The following is a 20,766-nucleotide window of genomic DNA, read 5'->3' as shown; positions in this document are numbered from 1 at the left end:
CCCGTGGGGTGTTCTCCGGACCGGAGGGCTCACCCCGTCTTCGAACGGCGGCGCCCGTGACGCGGCCCGACCGTTCCCGGCACGCGGTGGTCCCGAACGACGGGCCCACCGCCGAGCGAAAAGGAGGGGGCGGTCACGGCGCTCCCCGCGCCGGGACGGCCGTCCGTTGTATGAAACCTGCTGACATCGCCCACCTGCACAGCATCGGCGCGCCCACCCTGTCCCCCGACGGCCGCCGCGCGGTCTTCGCCGTGACCCGGCCGGACCTGGAGGAGGACGCCTACCTGGGCTCCCTGTGGTCCGTGCCCACCGACGGCTCCGCGCCGCCCGCCCGGCTCACCCGGGGCACCAGGGACAACGGTCCGGTGTTCTCCCCCGACGGGCGGTGGATCGCCTTCCTGCGCCCCGACGAGGACAAGCGCCCGCAGATCCACGTCCTGCCCGCCGACGGCGGCGAGCCCTGGAAGATCACCTCCCACCCGCTGGGCGCGGGCGCCCCCCGCTGGAGCCCGGGCTCCACCCGGATCGCCTACACCGCGCGCGTCCCCGAGGCCGACCGCTACGTGGACCGCGAGCCGGGCAAGGAGCCGCCCCGGCGCATCACGCAGCTCAAGTACCGGCTGGACGATCTCGGGTTCGCCAACGACCGGCGCACGCACGTGTTCGTCTCCGCGCCCCTGGACCCCTCGGGCGAGGCGGGGGAGCCGGTCCGGGTGACCCGTGGCGACTTCGAGCACCGGTCCGTGACCTGGAGACCCGACGGCGCCGAACTGGTCTTCGCCGCCGCGCGCCACGCCACCCGCGACACCGACCTGGTGGAGGACCTGTGGGCGTGCGCGCCGGAGGAGGGCGCCGAGCCGCGCCGGGTCACCGCCGGGAACCTGGACGCCGCGCGCAGCGACTTCTCCGGGGACGGCGCCACCGTCTACTTCCTCGGTGACGAGCTCGGCCCCGACCTCGACGACTTCGTGGGCCAGACCAGCGCCCTGTGGTCGGTGCCCGCCGACGCCTCGGCGGCGCCCGTCCGGCTGACCCCCGCCCGGAACCCGCGGATGGCCGGGGGCCCCAAGGTCACCGGGCGCGGCCTGCTCGGCCTGGCGGAGAACCGGGGCGCGGTGGACCTGGTCCTGGTGCCCTTCGGGGGCGGCGAGCCCGAGACGGTCGTCGGCGGCCCGGTGCAGGTCCAGTCCTTCGACAGCGCGGGCGGCGTCACCGTCGCGGTGGTCGCCGACGGCCGCAGCAGCGGCGAACTGGTCGTGGCCGGTGACGGGGGCACGCGGGCGCTCACGGAGTTCGCCGGCGCCCTGGACCCCCTGCCGATGAGGGAGTTGACGGCCCGCACCGCCGACGGCTACCCCGTGCACGGGTGGGTCACCGTGCCCGAGGGCGAGGGCCCGCACCCGGTGGTGCTGATGATCCACGGCGGCCCCTTCGCCCAGTACGGTCACCAGCTCTTCGACGAGACGCAGGTCTACGCCGCGGCCGGGTACGCCGTGGTGATGTGCAACCCGCGCGGCTCCTCGGGCTACGGGCACGAGCACGGCCGGGCCGTCATCGGCTCGGTGGGCGCGACCACCGCCACCGACGTGCTGGCCTTCCTGGACGCGGCGCTGGAGGACGAGCGGCTGGACTCCTCGCGGGTGGGCGTCATGGGCGGGTCCCACGGCGGGTTCATGACCACCTGGATCGCCGCCCACCACGGGGAGCGGTTCCGGGCGGCGATCAGCGAGCGCGCGGTCAACGCCATCGAGAGCTTCCACGGCTCCTCCGACATCGGCTCGTTCTTCCCCGGGCCGCTGTACGGGCCGCCGCAGACCTGGGCCAAGGAGAGTCCGCTCACCTACGCCGACCGGATCGACGTCCCGTTCCTGATCATCCACTCCGAGGAGGACTGGCGCTGTCCGGTGGAGCAGGCGCAGCGCCTGTTCGTGGCGTTGAAGCTGCGCGGCCAGGAGGCGGAGATGCTGCTCTTCCCCGCTGAGGGGCACGAGCTGTCGCGCTCGGGCCTGCCCAGCCACCGCGTCGCCCGCTTCGAGGCGGTCCTGGACTGGTGGCAGCGACACCTGTGACATGTGCCGGGGCGGGGCCCGTCCCCGCCCCCTTCCGGTGGTTCACGTGATACACACCACTTTTTCGACGGGCTTTACCCTGTTTTGGGGTGTCTCCAAGGGGGAGAACTACTCCCCGTCACGCCCGCTCACGCGGGCTTTTCGGCCCTCTTGTTATGGAACCGCTGGTCAGAGGGTTGCCCAAGGGAAGGTAACGAAAGGGTCGCGACCGGTCCCGGTGGTGAATTAGTGTTCCCTCAGGCCGGAACGCCCCCGTTAGTCACTACAAGGGTGACGGTGTCCGGTTTCCGTCGCACTCTCGCTCACGAGCAGTCCTTTCCCATGAGCAGAGGCCACCGCAGAACCCCGGCACACCTCCCTCGGCCCCCTTGAGCGCCGCCCGCCGGGATCCCCCTCACCGCGTTCCCACGCGCCCTCATCCGGGCGCGTTCTCGGGATGCCCTGCGCTGGTAGGCGGGTGTGGGAGAAAGGCAGTCGGTCCCTTGACTCGCAACCCCGAGCCCGGAAGGCGCAGCAGGCGCCGTGTCGCGACGGTCGGCTGCGCCACCCTGGGCGCCGTCGTCCTGTCCTCGGGCGTGGCCTTCGCCGAGCCCACCGCCGAGGAGGCCCGCGAACGCTACGAGCAGCTCCAGGAGGAGCTCTCGACCCTGAACGAGGCCTACAACCAGGCCGAGGAGGACCACGCGGCCGCCGAGGCCGAACTGGAGGAGGTCGAGGAACAGCTCGCCAAGGCCCAGGAGGAACTGGAGGCCATGTCCGGCACGGTCGCCGGGATCGCCCAGACCGCCTACACCGGGTCCACGCACAGCCTCTTCACGGTCCTGTTCCGCGGCGACCCGGACGGGTCGCTGCAGAACATCGCCGACCTGAACTTCCTGTCCATGGGCCAGGACGCCGTCCTGGACGACTACGTCGCCCAGGTGGAGCGCGCCGAGGGCCTGCGCGACCAGGCCGCCGAGTCGGAGGCCGACGCCTCCGCCGCGCTCTCCGAGGCCGAGACGGCCAAGGAGGAGGGCGAGGCCGCCCTGGACGAGCAGTCCGAGGTCCTGGAGAGCCTGGACGGGCAGGACCCGACCGCCTCCGAGGCCTCCACGGGCGGCGGCGAGGCCGTCGCGGCCTCCGGCGACGTCCAGGCGGTCCTGGACTTCGCCCGCGCCCAGATCGGCAAGCCCTACGTCTGGGGCGGCACCGGCCCCGACGGCTACGACTGCTCGGGCCTGGTCCAGGCCGCGTGGGCCCAGGCGGGGGTCAACCTGCCCCGCACGACCTACGACCAGGTCAACGCCGGCACCCGGATCTCGCGCGACGAGGTCCAGCCCGGGGACCTGCTGTTCTTCTACAGCGAGTCCTCGCCCAGCCACGTGGGGATCTACTCCGGCAACGGCAACATGATCCACGGCTCCAACCCGTCCAAGCCGCTGGAGGAGGTCTCCCTGGCCGCCTACTGGGACAGCGTCTTCACCGTCGCCGTCCGCGTCGGCTAGGTCGTGTTCCTCGGTTCATTTCCGGCTCGCGACCACCTGGCTGCCTCTCGCCGCGCCGGTTCCGCTTGAGAAGCCAACCGGGCTGACCCGCGCGAACCGTCTCGCGAGAGATGGCCCGGACGGCCGCTCGCTGATCTGAAAGCCTCCGCGGAACACTCCCTGGCGGACCGACCGGAAGCGTTGCCCGTGTGAGGCGAGGGCTGCGGCCCGCGACGGCCTCGTACCCACGGCCGGTGCCGACGCACCGGGCGCGCCGTGGGTACGAGGCCGCGCCGGAGGGGGCCGAACAGCGCGCCCTTCCCGTAAGCGGGCCGTACACGCGGGTTCCGGTCGGCGGCGCGCTCCGCGTATTCTTCCGCCCATGGGACGTCTCGTGTTCAGGGTCGCGGCCGCGGTCGCGGTCGTCATCGCCTTCTTCTGGATCCTGTCCGTGGTGGTCGGTCTCCTGATCTGGCTCCTGATGGCCGCCCTGCTCGTGGGCGTGGTCTGCCTCGGCGTCCGGATGCTCAGGGCGCAGGGCGGCCAGGACCGCTGACCGCGCACCCGCTGCCGGGGGCGCGCTGCCGGAACCCGTGCGGCGCGCCCCCGTCCGTGTGCCCGGTCCGTTCGCCGCGGACCCGTTTCCTGACACATGGGCGAAGGCCTCCGCGATGGAGCCGGGCGAGGGTATGGTTACTATGTGTCACTGAATAAGCACGTAGGGTCTCATGTTGACGGAGTGTCTCACCGTGGCCGGGTGGAACGCGTCCTCACCCGCGTCTTCCGCAACGACTGGAGTGCGCTGACACCGCCCGACATCGGACGCTGGACCCCCGACCTGCGGGTCAGCGTCGTCATCCCGGCGCGCGGCGGGCAGCGCCGCCTCGACCTCGCCCTGGCCTCACTGGCCGCGCAGACCTACCCCGAGGACCTGATGGAGGTCGTGGTCGTGGACGACCACTCCTCCCCGGCACTGCGCCTGCCCGACCTGCGCCCCGCCCACTGCCGCGTCCTGACCGTCCCCGACGGCGGCTGGGGCGCCGGATACGCCCGCGCCTACGGCGCCCACTCCAGCACCGGCGACGTCCTGCTGTGGATGGACTCCGACATGGTGGTGTGCCGCGAGTTCGTCGAGGCCCAGGCGCGCTGGCACCACGTCCACGCCGAGGCCGTCACGCTCGGCCGGGTCCGCTTCGCCGACACCGGGCCCCAGAGCCCCACCGACGTCCTGGCCCTGGCCCGCACCGACGCCCTGCACACCGCCCTGGACACCGGCCGCCACCACGCGTGGGTCGAGCGCGTCCTCACCGGCAGCGACGGCCTGCGCGACGCCGACCACCTGGGCTTCCACGCCTACGTCGGCGCTGCGGCGGCCGTGCGCCGCAGCCTGTACGAGGCCGCCGGGGGAGTGGACCCCGACCTCGATCTGGGCCAGGACACCGAGTTCGGCTACCGCCTCTGGCAGGCGGGCGCCGTCCTGCTGCCCGAACCCGCCGCCACCGGCTGGCACGTGGGCCGCGCGGGCACCGCGCGCACCCGGCTGCCCTCCGAACGCTTCCGCACCGAGGTCCTCGCCGAGTTCATGCCGCACCCGCACGCCTACCGCGAGCGGGTACCGGCCCACCGGCGCCGCATCCCGCTCGTGCACGCCGTGGTCGAGGTCTCCGGCGCGCCCTACGACCTGGTCCGCGACTGCGTGGACCGGCTCCTGGACAGCGCCGAGACCGACCTGGCCCTGACCCTGGTCGCCGACTGGGACGGCGCCGAGGAGGGCGGCGCCGCCGTACACGGGGCGCGGCGGCTGCGGGCGGTGGACGGCCGGGCCCGGCGCGACATCGGCGGACCCCACCTGGACCTGCGACTGATCCAGGCCAACTACCTGCGCGAACCCCGGATCTCCTTCGCCACGTCCGCGCCCCGCACCGGGTTCCCCTCACCGTTCCTGCTCCAGGTCCCGGTCTCCTGGGGGCTGGGCCAGGTGGCCCTGTCGCGCCTGCTGGCCAGCGCCGAGCGCGCCCGCGCGGGGCTCACCGAACTCTTCCCGGCCGCCTCGCCCACCCGCGACGCCGGGGTGCGGCTGTGGCGCACCCGCGCGCTGGCCCGGGCCCTGCGGGTACGCGAGGAGGACGAGGACCTGGGCGACGTGGTCGCCGCCCTGCACGGCCGCTACCGGATCCACGCGGGGGAGGAGACGCTGACCGACCTGTCGCTGTACCGCTCGGTGCCGCCGCCCCCGCGCACCGAACCCGAACCGGCGGAGGTGGCCGCCCCCTCCCCGGGGGCCGGGACGGAGGAGCGTCCGGCGGGGGAGTGCGGCACACCGGAGCACGAGACGGGGCGGGAGCCCACCGGCGCCGCGCGGTCCGGCGGCTGGCTGCGCTCGGGATGGGCGCGGGCCCGCCGGAGGCTGCGCCGCGAGCGCGGCTGACCGCCTCCCGGGGCCCGACCGCGACCGGGCAGATGGGGGAAGACATCGACCCGGAGAGCGGGCGGACCCCGCCGAGCGCCCCCGCATCCCGGGGATGACCGAGGGCGACGCGGCCGGTACTCAAGGTACCCGACGCCGCGCGTGCGACGGGCACGCCGCCGCGGTGACGTGCCCGTGACGTCCGTTCCCGCGGCTCGGGCGGCCCGGGACCGGCCGGACCCGCGGGGTCACCGCCGCGCGGGCGGAACCGCTCAGCTGACGGCGGCGATCGACTCCAGGAGCTTCTCGCGCAGGGCGTCGCTGACCGGGGCCGACCCGGTCTCCTCGGAGGCGGCCGACTGCCCCTCCGGGCTCACCACGTAGCGCAGGAAGGACTTGGCCCGCTCGGCTTGGCCGTCGTCGGGGTAGTCCAGGCACACGACCTCGTAGCTGACCAGGACCAGCGGGTAGCTGCCGGCCTCGGTCGTGCCGTAGTTCAGGTCCAGTGCCAGGTCGTACTCGCTGGGGTTGTCCTCGCGCTGCGGGGACTCGGCGACCACCTGGGCGGCGGCCTCGGGGGAGATCTCCACGAACTCGCCGCCGACGCCGATGTCCACCGTGGACATGCCGTGCACGTGCGACATCTCCACGTAGCCGATGGACCCCTCGGCCCGCTCGACCGTGTCGGCGATACCGCTGTTGCCCTGCGCCGACTCACGCGGGGTGAGCGGCCACTGCCCGCTCGGCTCGTGCGGCCAGGCGTCGGGCGCCGCGGCGCTGAGGTAGTTGGCGAAGTTCTCCGTGGTGCCGGAGTCGTCGGAGCGGTTGACCGGGGTGATCGCCATGTCCGGCAGGTCCGCGTCCGGGTTGTCCTCGGCGATCTCGGGGTCGTTCCACCGCGTGATCTCCTGGTTGAAGATCTTGGCCAGCGTCTGCGGGCGCAGGTTCAGCGAGTCCACGCCCTCCAGGTTGAACACCACCGCGATCGGGATCACGTAGGCGGGCAGGTTGATCACGTCGGAGCCGCCGCACCGCTCCCTGGCGTCGGCGTTCTCGTCCGGGTCCATCGCCGCGTCGGTCCCGGCGAAGGCCACCGCGCCGTCGATGAACTGGCTGCGCCCGCCGCCCGAGCCGATCGAGTTGTAGTAGACGCGCGCGTCGTCGCAGGCGGACTGGTAACCGGCGATCCAGGTCGTCATCGCGTTCTCCTGGGCGCTGGAACCGGCCCCCGAGAGGCTGCCGGAGAAGCACTCCAGGCCCTCGGGAACCTCCGGCGCGGCGCTGTCCGGAACGGCCTGGTCGCTGCCGCAGGCGGTCACGGCCAGCAGCAGGCCGGCCAGCGCGGCCGACGCTGAGACCCCCCTGGAGGCCCCGCCGTGGCGGAGGACGCCGGTCTTGGTGCGCTTGTTGGACGGGAGCACGACTGCTTCTATCCCCTTCGTCGGTGTCGGTGGTCCTGGTCTGCGTTCACCGCCGCGCGTCCCCGAACGGGAGCGTCGTCGCTGGTGATGGAGCACCGCCGAAGAATTTAACCATCGGCGGACCACCACCCCCAAGGCGGCCCCGTGTGGCATGGCGCTCACGCGGACCGGCGTGCATGACACGCGGACGGTACGGGCACGGGTAGATGCGTGATGAGCACGCACGACACGTCCACCGCTCCGACGTCAACCTACCGCCTCCAGCTGCGCCCCGGGTTCACCCTGGAGGACGCCGCGGACCTGCTCGACTACCTGGACCGACTGGGAACCGGGGCGGTCTACCTGTCCCCCGTACTGGCCGCCGCGCCGGGCTCCCAGCACGGCTACGACGTGGTCGACCCCACCCGGGTCTCGCCCGAACTGGGCGGGGACGCCGCCCGCGAGGCCCTGGCCGCCAAGGCGCACGAGCTGGGTATGGGCGTGGTCGCCGACATCGTCCCCAACCACATGTCCGTGGTGCGCGCCGACGCCAACCGCTGGTGGTGGGACGTCCTCGCCCACGGACGGGACTCGGTGTACGCGCGCTGCTTCGACATCGACTTCGACGCCGGACCCGTGCTCATCCCCGTGCTGGGCGACGACGGCGACGGCGGACGGGCCGCCCTGTCCGCCCTCGTCCTCGCCGACGGCTGCCTGGCCTACCACGACAAGCGCTACCCGCTCGCCCCCGGCACCCACGGGCCCGGCGACTCCGTCGAGGCGGTGCACGAGCGCCAGCACTACCGGCTGGTGTCCTGGCGGCGCGGCGACGGCGAACTCACCTACCGCCGGTTCTTCGACGTCAGCGAACTGGCCGCCGTGCGGGTGGAGGAACCCGGCGTCTTCGACGCCACCCACGCCGAGATCCTGCGCTGGGCCGAGCTCGGCCAGCTCGACGGTCTGCGGGTGGACCACGTGGACGGGCTCACCGACCCCGGCGGTTACCTGCGCCGCCTCGCCGAGCGCTTCGGCGGCTGGGTCGTGGTGGAGAAGATCCTCGCCCCCGGCGAGAACCTGCCCCAGTCCTGGCCGGTCGCCGGGACCACCGGGTACGACGCCCTGCGCGAGCTCTGCGGCGTGTTCGTCGACCCCTCCGGTGAGGCCGGTCTGACCACCCTCGCCCTCGACCACGGGGTGGAGGTGGACGTCGCCGAGGCCGACCTGCGGGCCCGCCGCCACGCCGCCTCCGTGCTGCTGCGCACCGAGGTGCGGCGGATCGCCGCCCTGCTGCCGCCCCGGCCCGAACGCGGGCGGGAGGAGCCCCCGCCCGAAGCGGTGCGCCGCCGTGAGGAGGCCGTGGCCGAGCTGCTGTGCGCCTTCGACGTGTACCGCTCCTACCTGCCCGAGGGCGAGCGCGACTGGGCCCGGGCGGTGGAGACCGCCGTGGAGCGGCGCCCCGACCTGGCCCACGACCTGGAGGCCGTCGACCTGCGGGTGCGCCGCGACCCCCGGGGCGAGGCCGCGCGGCGCATCCAGCAGACCAGCGGGATGGTCGTGGCCATGGGCACCGAGAACACGGCCTTCTACCGCACCACCAGGTTCGTCGCCCTCAACGAGGTGGGCGGTGACCCCGCCGACTTCGCCGTCACGCCGCGCGAGTTCCACGACGGCGCGGCCCGCCGCGAGGCCGCCCGGCCGCACACCATGACCACCCTGTCCACGCACGACACCAAGCGCTCCGAGGACGTGCGCGCCCGCCTGGCCGCCCTGTCGGAGGTGGCCGAACCCTTCGCCGAGGCCGTGCGCCGCTGGACCGGGCGGTGCGCCCTGCCCGAGCCCGCGCTCAACCTCCTGGGGTGGCAGACCCTGGTCGGCGCCTGGCCCATCGGGGAGGAGCGCCTGGCCGACTACCTGCTCAAGGCCGCCCGCGAGGCGCGGCTGGGCACCTCCTGGACGGAGCCGGACCCCGACTTCGAGGACCGCGTCCGCTCCTGGCCCGCGCGGGTGCTGGGCGACAGGGCCCTGCGCGGGGAGGTGGCCTCCGTGGTGGAGTCGGTGCGCGAGGCCGGATGGAGCAACTCCCTGGGCCAGAAGGCCGTGCAGCTGCTCGGCCCGGGCGTCCCGGACCTGTACCAGGGCACCGAGCTGTGGGACCTGTCCCTGGTGGACCCCGACAACCGCAGGCCTGTGGACCATCAGGCCCGCGCGGACCTGCTGACCCGGATCGAGGACGGCTGGCGCCCGCCGGTGGACGCCACCGGCGCGGCCAAGCTCCACCTGGTCCGCGCGTGCCTGCGCGCGCGCCGCGAGCTGCGCCCCACGGGGTACCTGCCGCTCACCGCCTCCGGCCCGGCCCGGGACCACGCCCTGGCCTTCGCGCGGACCTCGGCCGGAGCCGACCGGCCCGACCTGGCGGTGGTCGCCACCCGGCTGCCGATCGGGCTGGCCGACGCGGGGGGCTGGGCGGACACGGTCGTGGCGCTGCCCTCGGGGCCGGGGACCTGGACCGACCGGCTCACGGGCCGGGCCGTGGCGCCCGACAGCGCCGACGGGCTCGTCCTGGCGCACCTGGCCGGGGTCCTCGACCGGTACCCGGTGGCGGTCCTGACCCGGGAGTGAGGGGCGCCGTCCGGAGGCGGTCCTCACCGCACGGCGGCGTGGAGCGGTCGGGGAGGCGCAGCGGAGGAAACCGGGGCGTCGCGCCGCTGCGCCCCGGCCTCTTCGGAGCGCGGGTAGGCTTGCCGCGATCATGGCGCGTACCGACACCCCACACACCACCGGCCCCAGGCTGCGCATGCCCGCGGCCGTCGCGGCGGCCCTGGCCTGCCCCGCCTGCGGCAACGGGCTGGACCCGGGCGAGCGCGGGCTCTCCTGCGGCGCCGGGCACAGCTTCAACGTGGCCAGGGAGGGGTACGCGAGCCTGCTCACCGGCGCCACGCCGCCCGGGACCGGAGACAGCCGGGAGATGGTCGCCGACCGCCTCCGGTTCCAGGAGGCGGGACACCACGACCCGATCTCCGCCGCCCTGGCCGCCGCCCTGGCCCGCGAGCTCACCGCGCCCGCGCCCCTGGTCGCCGACATCGGCGGCGGAACCGGGCGCCACCTGACCCGGGTGCTGGAGGCCCTGCCCGACGCCGTGGGGCTGACCGCCGACGCATCCAAGTTCGCCGCCCGCAAGGCGGCCAGGGCGCACGAGCGCGGCGGCGCCGTGACCGCCGACGCCTGGCGGGGCCTGCCGCTGCGCGACGGCTCCGCGGACGCCCTGCTCAACGTGTTCGCGCCGCGCAACGCCGCCGAGTTCCACCGCGTCCTGCGCGCCGACGGGGTGCTGCTGGTCCTCGTGCCCGCCGCCGACCACCTCGCCGAACTGCGCGGACCGCTGGGCCTGCTGGAGGTGGACCCGCGCAAGGACGAACGCCTCGCCGACTCGCTGCACGGGCACTTCGCCCCCGCCGGGGCCGAGGACCTGCGCTTCACCATGGACCTGGACCGCGCCGACGCCGCGACCGTCGTCGGTATGGGACCCAGCGCCCGCCACATCGACGCCGGGGACCTGCGCGCCCGCATCGCCGCCCTGCCCGAACCCGTGGCCGTCACGGCGTCGGTGCGCCTGCACGTCTACCGCCCGCTCCGCTGAGCGAAACGGGCAGGTCCAGGCAACACCGGCAGCCGCGGATGGCGGGCGCGCGATCCGGGTAGACCACCCTGCGTGAACCGAGCCCAGACCACCCCGACCACGTCCGACGCCCTCGCCGCCCCCGCCGTCCCGGGTGTCGGCGTCCGCGGCGACTTCGCCGTGTGGGCGCCCCACCGCGAACGCGTCCGCCTGCGCCTGTACGGCACGGCACAGCGCGAGGGCGCCGCGGAGCGCGACGTCCCCATGCGGCCCGACGACGACGGCTGGTGGCGCGTCCGCGTCGAGGACGCCGGGCCCGGCACCGAGTACGCCTACCTCCTGGACGACGACCCCCAGCCCCTGCCCGACCCCCGCTCGCTCCACCAGCCCCACGGCGTCCACGGCCCCAGCCGCGTTCACGACCACGCCGCCTTCGCCTGGACCGACGCCGACTGGACCGGGCGCCCCCTCGCGGGCACCGTCGTCTACGAACTCCACGTGGGCACCTTCACCCCCGAGGGCACCCTCGCCGCCGTCGCCGACCGCCTCGACCACCTGGTCGACCTCGGCGTCACCCACGTCGAACTCATGCCGGTCAACGCCTTCGACGGCACACACGGCTGGGGCTACGACGGCGTCCTGTGGGCGGCCGTCCACGACCCCTACGGCGGCCCCGACGCCCTCAAGACCCTCGTCGACGCCTGCCACCGCCGCGGCCTGGCCGTCCTGCTCGACGTGGTCTACAACCACCTCGGCCCCTCGGGCGCCTACATGCCCCGCTTCGGCCCCTACTTCCGCGGCGAGAACGCCTGGGGACCCTCCCTCAACCTGGACGGCCCCGACTCCGACCCGGTCCGCCGCACGGTCCTGGACAACGCCCTGGACTGGCTGCGCCACTACCACCTGGACGGGCTGCGCCTGGACGCCGTGCACGCCCTGCGCGACGACCGCGCCACCCCGCTGCTGGCCGAACTCGCCGAGGAGGTGCAGGCCCTCGCCGCCGCCCTGAACCGGCCGCTGTCCCTGGTCGCCGAGTCCGACCGCAACGACCCCCGCACCGTCCTGCCCCGGGAGGCGGGCGGACTGGGCATGACCGCCCAGTGGTCCGACGACCTCCACCACGCCCTGCACGTCGCCCTCACCGGGGAGGCGCACGGCTACTACGCCGACTTCGCCGACCCCGGGGCGCTGCCCGCCGCGCTCACCCGCGCGTTCTGGCACGCGGGCACCCGCTCCAGCTTCCGCGGCCGCACCCACGGCGCCCCCGTGGACACCGCGCGCGTCCCCGGCAGCCGCTTCCTGGCCTACCTGAGCACCCACGACCAGATCGGCAACCGGGCCCGGGGCGACCGCATGGGCGAACACCTCTCCCCGGGCCTGCTCGCCTGCGGCGCCGCGCTGGTGCTGTGCTCCCCCTACACCCCCATGATCTTCATGGGGGAGGAGTGGGGGGCCGCCACGCCCTGGCCGTTCTTCGCCTCCTTCGCCGACCCCGACCTGGTCAGGGGCGTACGCGAGGGCCGCCGCCGCGAGTTCGCCGCGCTGGGGTGGGCCGAGGAGGAGATCCCCGACCCCATGGACCCGGCCACCCGCGACGGCGCCGTCCTGGACTGGTCCGAGCCCGGACGCGAACCGCACGGGCTGGTCCTGGACACCTACCGGGCGCTCATCGCCCTGCGGCGCGTGGAACCGGAGCTGTCCGACCCGCGCCTGGACCGCACCGCGGTCGAGACGGGCGGCGGCGGGCGCCAGCTCGTCCTGGTCCGGGGGAGCCTGCGGGTGGTGTGCAACCTGGACGCCGACGGCGCCGAGGTGGAGCTGGACGCGGCCCCGCGCGAACTCCTGCTCGCCAACGGTGAGCCCAGGACCGCGGGGACCACCGTCACCGTTCCGGGGGAGTGCTTCGCCGTCCTGAGGGTGTGAGCCGCGCCGGGCGGGGCCCGCCCGGCGTGCTCCCGCGCGCGGACCCGCCCGGAGCGCCGGAACGTCACCGCGGCCCCCTAGCCTCGGTACGGCCCGCGACCCCGTGACGGAAAGGCACCACATGAGCGGCGACGCCCTGACCCTCGACCGGAGCTTCGAGGCGCCCAACGGAACCGTGCGCTGGGCCCGGTTCGGGGACGGGGACCCGGTCGTGCTGCTGCACGGCACGCCCTTCTCCTCCCACGTCTGGCGCCACGTCGCCCGCGCCCTGAGCGCCCGGTACACCGTCCACGTGTGGGACATGCCCGGCTACGGGGCCTCGGCCAAGCACGAGGCGCAGGACGTGTCGCTGGCCGCCCAGCAGGCCGCGTTCACCGCCCTGCTCGACCACTGGGGGCTGGAGCGCCCCGCCGTGGTGGCGCACGACTTCGGCGGCGCCGTGGCCCTGCGCTCGGCCGTCCTGGACGGGGCGGCCTACGACCGCCTCGCCCTGGTCGACGCGGTCAGCGTCCGCCCCTGGGGCAGCGACTTCTTCCGCCTCGTCAACGCCAACGCCGACGTGTTCGCCGCGCTGCCCCCGCACCTGCACGAGGCTCTGGTGCGCGCCTACGTCTCCTCCGCGGCGCACCGCGAGCCCCGCACCGACGTCCTGGACGCGCTCGTGCGCCCCTGGCTGGGTGCGGACGGCCAGCCCGCGTTCTACCGGCAGATCGCGCAGGCCGACGAGCGCTACACCGCCGAGGTCGAGGACGCCTACGCCGATCTCGACCTGCCGGTGCTGGTGGTGTGGGGCGAGGAGGACACCTGGCTTCCTCTGGACCGCGGCCGACGGCTCGCCGCCGCGATCCCCGGGGCGCGGCTGCGCGTCCTGCCCGGGGCCGGGCACCTCGTCCAGGAGGACGCACCGGCCGAGCTGACCGCCGCCCTCCTGGACTTCCTGGGCTGAGGGCGCCCGGGCGGGTCAGCCGACCGGCCCGGTGGACACCGCATCCCCGCCGCAGCGGCGGTCGCGTGACGCGCGGGCTCAGCCCTCCAGTGTCCGGAAGACCTCCAGCCACTGCCCCGGGTCCACGTGTCCGACGGGGGTACCGGCGGCGATCCCGGCCCGGGCCAGCGCCCGGTCCACCCGCCGGGCGGGGTGGGCGCGGCGCAGCGACGCGCCCAGCGATCCGCCCGCTCCCCCGAACCCCAGCTCGACCAGGCGCCGGTAGCCGCTCATCCGTCCCGGCTCCACCAGCGGCGTCCGGCGCCTGCGCAGCACCAGGATGCCCGAATCCACCCGGGGCACCGGCCGGAACCGCTGCCGGTCGATCCGCCCGGCCAGCGACCACGACCACTCCGGCCAGGTCAGCACCGTCAACCGGCTCCACCGCCCGAACCCGCCGGTGCGCTTGCGCGCGTACTCCAGCTGGGTGACGAGGGTGGCCGAGGCCAGGCCCCGCGCGTCCAGGCACCAGCGCACGATGTCCGCGGTGCGCGCGTAGGGGATGTTGCCCACCAGGTGGAACTCGCCCCGCGGCGGGCGCACCCGGGTGAAGTCGGCCCGCGCCACCCGCACCCCGCTCGCGGGGTCGCGGTAGCGCGCGCAGAGCCGTTCGGCCAGGCGCGGGTCGATCTCGTAGGCCAGGACCCGGCGGGCGGCCGGGGCCAGGAAGCGGGTGAGGGCGCCCTCACCCGGCCCCACCTCCACCACCAGGTCGGCGGGGCCGATCCCGGACACCGCCACCACGCGGCGGGCGGCGCCCGGGTCGGCGAGGAAGTTCTGGGAGAAGCGGCGCCGGTTGTCACCGGCACCCGTGCGACGTGAGCGTTCGGTACGTGCCACGGAAGGTCCGTTCCAGCCACCCTGCGGTGGCCGACGAGGACGGGCGGCACGGACGGGCGCGCCACACGGCGCGCGACAACGCGAAAGGAGGTCCGGGCAGCCCGTCCGAGGGAAGGAGGGACGCGACTGTGCCTGGACCGGAGGGTCACACGGGAAGGAGGAGGTGCCGTCCGCGGTCGTCGCCGGGCCGACCGCCGTGCGGGCGCGCACGGGCGCGCCCGCGCCGACGGCGGCGGGCGGCGCACCCCTCCCGAGCCGTCCGGACACGCGGTGGGGACACGCGCGCGAAGCGGAGGGGGAGGGGCGGGGCTCCCGGCGGGCCGGACGGACCCCGCGGGCGGGGTTCGCGGCGGCCGGGACGGCGGACTACCGGCCCAGGCGCGGGGACCGGGGCCGGACGACGTGGGTGTGGCAGCTCACCGGCCAGGCGTGGGCCCGGCAGACGATCGCCTGGAAGCAGCACATGGCGACCAACCTAGGAGCACGCCCGCGGCGGCGGCAACCGGTTTTCCCGGCCTCGGACCCGCCCGAAAAGGGTTCGCCCTCCCCGGGCCGAACACGCCATACTCGCCCCCATGCCCGACTTCGCGGACTTCGACACCCGCCACTACCGCACCGTCGACGTGGCCACCGGCTACGACGGCTGGTCCAGCACCTACGAGGACTCCGTCCTGGACGCCATGGACCTCGCCCTCCTGGACGGCCTGGCCGTCCCCGACTGGTCGGCCGTCGCCCGCGCCGCCGACCTGGGCTGCGGTACCGGCCGCACCGGTGCGTGGCTGCGCGGCCGCGGGGCCGGGCGCGTGGACGGCGTCGACCTCAGCTCCGGCATGCTGGCGCTGGCCGACAGGCGCGGCGCCCACGACAGCCTCACGCGGGGCGACGTGCGCGACACGGGCCTGCCCGGCGCCGCCTACGACCTGGTCATCGCCTCCCTGATCGACGAGCACCTGCCGGACCTGGCGCCCTTCTACGCCGAGGCCCGGCGGCTCGTCCGGCCCGGGGGGACGTGCGTGCTGGTCGCCTACCACCCGCAGTTCTCGATGGTCTCGGGGATGCCCACCCACTACACCGACGCCTCCGGCGAGGACATCGCCATCGCCACCCACGTCCACCTCATCAGCGACCACGTGCGCGCCGCCTCGGCCGCGGGATGGCGGCTGGCCGAGATGGCGGAGGGCACCGTGGACGACACCTGGGTGTCGGCCAAGCCCACATGGGAGAGGTTCCGGGGCCACCCGATCTCGGCGGCCTTCGTGTGGACCGCTTTCTAGGATCCGGCTCCGTCGGGCCTGCGGCGCCCGTGCGCCCGCCGTGTCCCGGAGCGCGCCGGGGGCGCGCTCGCGTCCATGAGGCGCGAGGCGGCACGCGGGCCACCGTCAGCGCAGCAGCGCCTCCCGCCACAGCTCGCGGTGGCGCCCGACGTACTCCGACGCCGGTCCCCAGTGGTCGGCGTGCCCCTCCGCGTGCAGGCGCGCCCACGGCTGCTCGCCCGTCCGCGCGCCCTCCGTCAGCAGGTCGTACATGCCGCGCACGCGGCCCAGGACCGCGTCGGGCAGCTCACGGCGCTGGGCCCCGTCGCACCCGTACCCGTCCGCCAGGGCGCGCAGCCGCCGCGCGTCGCGCCGGGGGTCCCCGCTCTCGTGCAGCGGCACGAACCCGTGCGCGGCGTACCCGAGGTCGCCCATGCGCGTGCCCGGACCGGCGCAGTCCCAGTCGATGAAGGTCCAGGCGTCGCCGTCGCGCACCAGGTTCCACGGCGCCAGGTCGTTGTGGCAGACGAGCTCCTCGCGCTCGTGGGGGATGGGCACCTCCCACACCGGCTCCTCCCGGGGCCGGTACGCGGCGGTCAGGTCGTGGAGGCGGCGGATCGTCCCGCCCAGCCGACGCAGTTCCCCCTCCGTCATCGCAGCCGTCCGGTCCGCCAGCGTCCCCGGCACGTATCCGAGCACCTGGCGGCCCCGCTCGTCCCTGCCGACCGCGGGAGGGGACGCCTCGTAGCCGTGCGCGTGCAGGTAGGTGAGCAGGAGCAGCACGGAGGGGGAGGAGCGCCGCCACGGTTTGCGCACGGTCCGGCCCACGCGCACCACCTGGTCGGCGACGTTGCCGCCCTCCAGCACCTCTTCCTCGGGTGGGGTCATAGTCCCTCATGCTCCACCGCGGGGCAGGGGGAGTCCACCGGTTTTCACCGGTCCCCGGGGGCTTGCCGGTCCTCGTCGGCCCGCTGCTCCGCGGCGGCCAGGGACGCGTCGTCCAACCGGGCCAGTCCGGCGAGCAGGCCCAGGCACAGCAGCCCCATGGAGGCGAACACCCAGGTCAGGCCGATGAACTCCGCGAGGAGGCCGCCCGCGGCGGCGCCGAGCGGCATGGTGCCCCAGGCCAGCAGCCGGTAGGCGCTGTTCACCCGGCCGAGCAGGGGATCGGGGGTGATCCGCTGGCGCAGCGACACCGTGACCACGTTCCACACCGCGAGCCCCAGCCCGCCCGTGAAGAAGCCCGCCGCGACCAGGACGGGGTCGGCGGTCAGCGCGGGCAGGCCCACGAGCACGGCGAAGGTCAGCACGCAGGCCCGCAGCGCCCGGGTGCGTCCCACCAGCCGCTCGATCCGCCCGGCGCCCAGGGCGCCGATCACGCTGCCCGCGGCGACGGCGGTCATGAGCAGGCCGTAGGCGGGCTCGGACAGGCCCATGGGCGAGTCGGGGCCCACCGCGAAGAGCACGAAGACGGTGAAGGCCGCGTTGCTGGCGAAGTTGCTGGCCCCCACCATCGCCGCGAACGAGCGCAGGATCCGGTCGCGCCACAGGAAGCGCAGCCCCTCGGTGATGTCGGCGCGCAGGGTGGCGGGCGCGGCCCGCCCGGTCCGGAACCGGCCGCGCACCAGCAGCAGCGCGCCCACCGCGACCAGCCACAGCGACGCCGGGGCGGTGAAGGCCGCCGCCGCGCCCGCCGCCGCCAGCAGGCCGCCGAGGGGAGGCCCGAGGAACTGGTTCGCGGTCAGCTCGGCGGCGTGCAGCCGCCCGTTGGCCCGGGGGAGCCGGTCGCGGCCGACCACCTGGGGCAGGATCGACTGGGCCGAGGTGTCGTAGAGGGTCTCGGTGACCCCGACGCACAGCGCCACCGCGTACAGCAGCCAGACCGAGCCCAGGTCCAGGGCCAGGGACAGTGCCAGGACGCCGAGCAGCAGCGCCCGGGCGAGGTTGGCGCCGAGCATCGTGCGGCGCCGGTCGAGCCGGTCGGCCAGTGCGCCCGCCGGGAGCGAGAAGAACAGCCACGGGAGGGTCAGCGCGAACGTCACCCCGGCGATGAGGGCGGGGGAGTCGGTGAAGCGCAGCGCCACCAGCGGCAGCGCCGTCTTCAGCACGCCGTCGGCGAGGTTGGACAGGGCGGAGGAGGTCCACAGGTTCCAGAAGGCGGCGCCCAGCGGTGCGGGGCGCGGGCGCGGCGGCGGAGCGGGAGGGGTGTGCGGGGGGCTGGCGTCCGTCATGCGATCGAGAATGGCAGATCGATTGATAAAACTCAATCGATTGCTGGAAATCGACCGTTGTTACCCTCGGGACATGGGAGAACCGGAACAGAGCGGGACCGCCCGCCGCCCGCGCACGCGACGACCGGCCACGGTCCAGGAGGCCAAGGCCCTGGCCCATCCGCTGCGGGTGCGCATCCTGCGGCTCTGCCTGACCCGGGAGCTCACCAACAAGGAGCTGGCCGACCGTCTGGAGGTCACCCCGGGCACGGTCCTGTACCACGTCCGCCAGCTCGTGGACGCGGGCCTGCTGCTGCCCGCGCCGGTGCGCACCGGGGCCAGCGGCGCGCTGGAGAAGCCCTACCGCGCCACCGGGGAGACCTGGTGGCTGGACGGCCCCCTTCTGGACACCGACGCCGGTTCCGCCGTCGCGCCGGTGGAGGCCTTCCAGCAGGAACTGAGCGAGGCCGGACCGGAGTCGGTGCGCATCTACTCGCGCTTCGTGCTGCACCTGTCGGACGAGGAGGTGGCGGAGCTGGACCGCCGCATCGTCGCCGTCTTGGACGAGTACGTGGCCACCGACGGCCAGCGCGCGGACCGGCCCGTCTACGCCGGGGCGTTCCTGCTGCACCGACCCGCCGACTGACCGCCGCGCGGGCCGCGCGGCGGCGGGTTCCGGGCCCGGCCCGGCGCCCGTCGTGTCCTGTTGCGGCCCCCGAACCCCTCCGGGCGGGGCAGCCGGGTCAGCGCCGGTGGATCTGCCGTCCGCTCAGCCTGCCGGGCGTGATCCTCAGGACCTGGTCGCGCGCCCCCTCGGCCCAGGGCCGGGGCAGGCCGCCCTGCGGCAGGCGTGCCAGCTCGGCCGCGTCGCGGATCCACGAGCACCGCCCGCTGGCCAGCACGCTCCACCCCTGGCGGCGCTCCTCGTCGAGGCTGTCCACCTGGAAGGCGGCGTATCCGCGCGCGTGGCGCATGACGGCCCCGGCCAGCGTGGAGCGGAACACGATGCCGCCGTCGACCATCGTGTAGTTCACCGGCAGCACCGTGGGCGCCGCGTCCCCCGCGATCGTGAAGGCCACGCGACCGATGTCGCGCGTGGCCAGCAGGTTGAAGCAGGTCTGGCGCTCCAGGACGGTGAAGCTGGCCCCGTCGTCACCCTCGATTATGTCGGCGCCCTCCAGCAGCTCCTGCTCGTCGGCGAGGCGGTCGGTCCCCGCGTACTCGTCGGACGGCCCCCGCTGCTCCGGCGGCGCGACCGGTCCCGTGACCGACACCGGCGGCGGCCTCATCCGGTCGGCGCCCTCTGATCCAGCCATCGCCAGCTCCCCCCGAGAAGAGTGCCCCCGTGTCCTTCCTCCGCCGTCGGCGCGGTTCGCGGGCCCGGGGACGCGGCCCGCGCGTCGTCGGCGAAGGTCCCCGATCCCCGACTACCCCCCGGGGCGACCAGCGCAAACAGCCGGTCGGCACCTCCGGGTCCGGAGGCGGCGGCCCGGTCCGTTCCCGGGCGGGGCGGAATGTTTGATTCCCCTGGGTGGCGGTCAACTTACTTAGGGTGAATGTCCGGCGCCTGTCAGGAGGCATGACGTGCCCGCTCGACACATCGACGCCGAACCCCGGCGACCCAGGATCCTGGACGTCACCCTGCGCGACGGCGGCTACCTCAACGACTGGCGCTTCACCGACGCCACCGTGCGCGAGCACACCAAGGTCCTCGGCGAGGTGGGCGTGCCCTACGTGGAGGTCGGCTACATCAGCGACGACCCCGGGCGCGAACCCACGCTCCGGTGCACGCCCGACCTGCTGCGCCAGGTCGGCGAGGACGTCGGGCCGGCCCGCGTCGTCGCCATGCTCGGTGTGAACGGCAGGAGCCCGGACGAGGTCGCCGCCCTGCTGCGGCCCCGCGCCGAGGTGCTCGACGTGGTCCGCCTGACCTGCCTCCTGGAGAGGCTGGACCACGTGCTCGCCGCGGCGGAGGCGGTGTGCGCCACCGGCGTCACCTGCTCCCTCAACCTCATCAGCGTCACCGCCTACGAACCCGGGGAACTGGCCGAGGCGGCCGAGCGCGTGGCCCGGGCGGGCGTCGCCGACTGGCTCTACCTGGCCGACTCGCGCGGCGCGCTGCTGCCCGAGCACGCCGCCGAGCTCTTCGCCGGGGTGCGGGCCGCCTGGCCCGGCCCGGCGGGCTTCCACGGCCACGACAACCTCGGCCACGCCGTCGCCAACTCCCGGATCGCGCTGGAGGCGGGCTTCGACCTCGTGGACGGCTCCCTCCACGGGTACGGCCTGGGCGGCGGCAACACCGACCTGGCCGAGGCCCTGGCCCTGGTCGGGGAGGTGGACCGCCCGCGCCTGGCCTCCCTGGCCGAGCGCGTGGCGGCGGAGATGCCCCCGCCGCCGCCCTTCCAGCACCTGTATCCCCTGACCGGCTGGCGCAACCTGGAACAGGAGTGGGCCCCCGACGTCTGGGAGGCCCACGGCGAGGGGGCCGGGGAGTTCCTGCGCGGCCTGGCCTGGAAACGCTACAAGGAGGTCGGGGAGGTCCTGGGCGATGCGTCGGCTCCCCGGCCCTGAACACCCTGTCGGCGGCGGCGCCCGGGTCC

At 75.0% G+C, this 20,766-nt stretch carries 16 protein-coding genes; 11 read left to right on the top strand and 5 right to left on the bottom strand.

The genetic code is table 11. The features are described from left to right. Positions 1 to 170: 170 nt before the first annotated feature. The 4 genes from PV789_RS15820 (at position 171) to PV789_RS15805 (ending at position 5,960) form a co-directional block, all read left to right on the top strand. Positions 171 to 2,069, top strand: coding sequence for a S9 family peptidase (locus PV789_RS15820; protein WP_274973338.1), 1,899 nt, complete (start codon positions 171 to 173; stop codon positions 2,067 to 2,069). A gap of 482 nt (positions 2,070 to 2,551) precedes the next feature. Continuing rightward, complete coding sequence (locus PV789_RS15815; protein ID WP_274973337.1) at positions 2,552 to 3,553, top strand: C40 family peptidase; 1,002 nt, start codon at positions 2,552 to 2,554, stop codon at positions 3,551 to 3,553. Positions 3,554 to 3,914: 361 nt separating this feature from the next. Next, positions 3,915 to 4,088, top strand: coding sequence for a hypothetical protein (locus PV789_RS15810; RefSeq protein WP_274973336.1), 174 nt, complete (start codon positions 3,915 to 3,917; stop codon positions 4,086 to 4,088). Between the two features lie 201 nt (positions 4,089 to 4,289). Beyond that, complete coding sequence (locus tag PV789_RS15805) at positions 4,290 to 5,960, top strand: glycosyltransferase family 2 protein (protein ID WP_274973335.1); 1,671 nt, start codon at positions 4,290 to 4,292, stop codon at positions 5,958 to 5,960. Positions 5,961 to 6,211: 251 nt separating this feature from the next. On the opposite strand, the gene pstS is transcribed toward PV789_RS15805, so the two are convergent. Next, positions 6,212 to 7,360, bottom strand: coding sequence for a phosphate ABC transporter substrate-binding protein PstS (pstS, locus tag PV789_RS15800; protein ID WP_248770635.1), 1,149 nt, complete (start codon positions 7,358 to 7,360; stop codon positions 6,212 to 6,214). A 213-nt stretch (positions 7,361 to 7,573) separates the two neighbouring features. Between pstS and treY the strand changes: the two genes are divergently transcribed. The 4 genes from treY (at position 7,574) to PV789_RS15780 (ending at position 13,824) form a co-directional block, all read left to right on the top strand. Further along, positions 7,574 to 9,958 (top strand): malto-oligosyltrehalose synthase, encoded by a 2,385-nt coding sequence (treY, locus tag PV789_RS15795; protein ID WP_274973334.1) that lies wholly within the window; start codon positions 7,574 to 7,576, stop codon positions 9,956 to 9,958. 130 nt (positions 9,959 to 10,088) lie between these two features. Beyond that, positions 10,089 to 10,976, top strand: a complete 888-nt coding sequence (locus tag PV789_RS15790; RefSeq protein WP_274973333.1) for a putative RNA methyltransferase — start codon at positions 10,089 to 10,091, stop codon at positions 10,974 to 10,976. A 72-nt stretch (positions 10,977 to 11,048) separates the two neighbouring features. After that, complete coding sequence (gene treZ, locus PV789_RS15785) at positions 11,049 to 12,878, top strand: malto-oligosyltrehalose trehalohydrolase (RefSeq protein WP_274973332.1); 1,830 nt, start codon at positions 11,049 to 11,051, stop codon at positions 12,876 to 12,878. Between the two features lie 121 nt (positions 12,879 to 12,999). After that, a complete protein-coding gene (locus tag PV789_RS15780) occupies positions 13,000 to 13,824 on the top strand; it encodes an alpha/beta fold hydrolase (protein ID WP_274973331.1) in 825 nt (274 codons plus the stop codon). A gap of 78 nt (positions 13,825 to 13,902) precedes the next feature. Here PV789_RS15780 and erm read toward each other — a convergent pair whose 3' ends face one another. Next, positions 13,903 to 14,703, bottom strand: coding sequence for an ErmE/ErmH/ErmO/ErmR family 23S rRNA (adenine(2058)-N(6))-methyltransferase (gene erm / locus PV789_RS15775; RefSeq protein WP_274973330.1), 801 nt, complete (start codon positions 14,701 to 14,703; stop codon positions 13,903 to 13,905). A 575-nt stretch (positions 14,704 to 15,278) separates the two neighbouring features. Here erm and PV789_RS15770 point away from each other — a divergent pair. After that, positions 15,279 to 15,977: a class I SAM-dependent DNA methyltransferase gene (locus tag PV789_RS15770; protein WP_274973329.1), complete on the top strand. Its 699-nt coding sequence runs from the start codon at positions 15,279 to 15,281 to the stop codon at positions 15,975 to 15,977. A gap of 105 nt (positions 15,978 to 16,082) precedes the next feature. Here the strand turns inward: PV789_RS15770 and PV789_RS15765 are convergent, their stop codons facing one another. Then, positions 16,083 to 16,844: a phosphotransferase gene (locus PV789_RS15765; RefSeq protein WP_274973328.1), complete on the bottom strand. Its 762-nt coding sequence runs from the start codon at positions 16,842 to 16,844 to the stop codon at positions 16,083 to 16,085. 44 nt (positions 16,845 to 16,888) lie between these two features. After that, positions 16,889 to 18,124 (bottom strand): MFS transporter, encoded by a 1,236-nt coding sequence (locus PV789_RS15760; protein ID WP_274978155.1) that lies wholly within the window; start codon positions 18,122 to 18,124, stop codon positions 16,889 to 16,891. Between the two features lie 136 nt (positions 18,125 to 18,260). On the opposite strand from PV789_RS15760, the gene PV789_RS15755 reads away from it, so the two are divergent. Beyond that, positions 18,261 to 18,812, top strand: coding sequence for an ArsR/SmtB family transcription factor (locus tag PV789_RS15755; protein ID WP_274973327.1), 552 nt, complete (start codon positions 18,261 to 18,263; stop codon positions 18,810 to 18,812). A gap of 97 nt (positions 18,813 to 18,909) precedes the next feature. Here the strand turns inward: PV789_RS15755 and PV789_RS15750 are convergent, their stop codons facing one another. Continuing rightward, positions 18,910 to 19,482 carry a pyridoxamine 5'-phosphate oxidase family protein gene (locus tag PV789_RS15750; RefSeq protein ID WP_475464772.1) on the bottom strand — a complete coding sequence of 191 codons (573 nt, stop codon included), beginning with the start codon at positions 19,480 to 19,482 and terminating at the stop codon, positions 18,910 to 18,912. 268 nt (positions 19,483 to 19,750) lie between these two features. Between PV789_RS15750 and PV789_RS15745 the strand changes: the two genes are divergently transcribed. Next, positions 19,751 to 20,737: a hydroxymethylglutaryl-CoA lyase-like TIM-barrel protein gene (locus PV789_RS15745; protein ID WP_274973326.1), complete on the top strand. Its 987-nt coding sequence runs from the start codon at positions 19,751 to 19,753 to the stop codon at positions 20,735 to 20,737. Positions 20,738 to 20,766 lie beyond the last annotated feature (29 nt).

Origin of the sequence: Nocardiopsis camelliae (genome assembly GCF_028993595.1) — a bacterium.
Taxonomy (GTDB): domain Bacteria; phylum Actinomycetota; class Actinomycetes; order Streptosporangiales; family Streptosporangiaceae; genus Nocardiopsis; species Nocardiopsis dassonvillei.
This window is presented reverse-complemented; position numbering and strand designations above follow the sequence as displayed.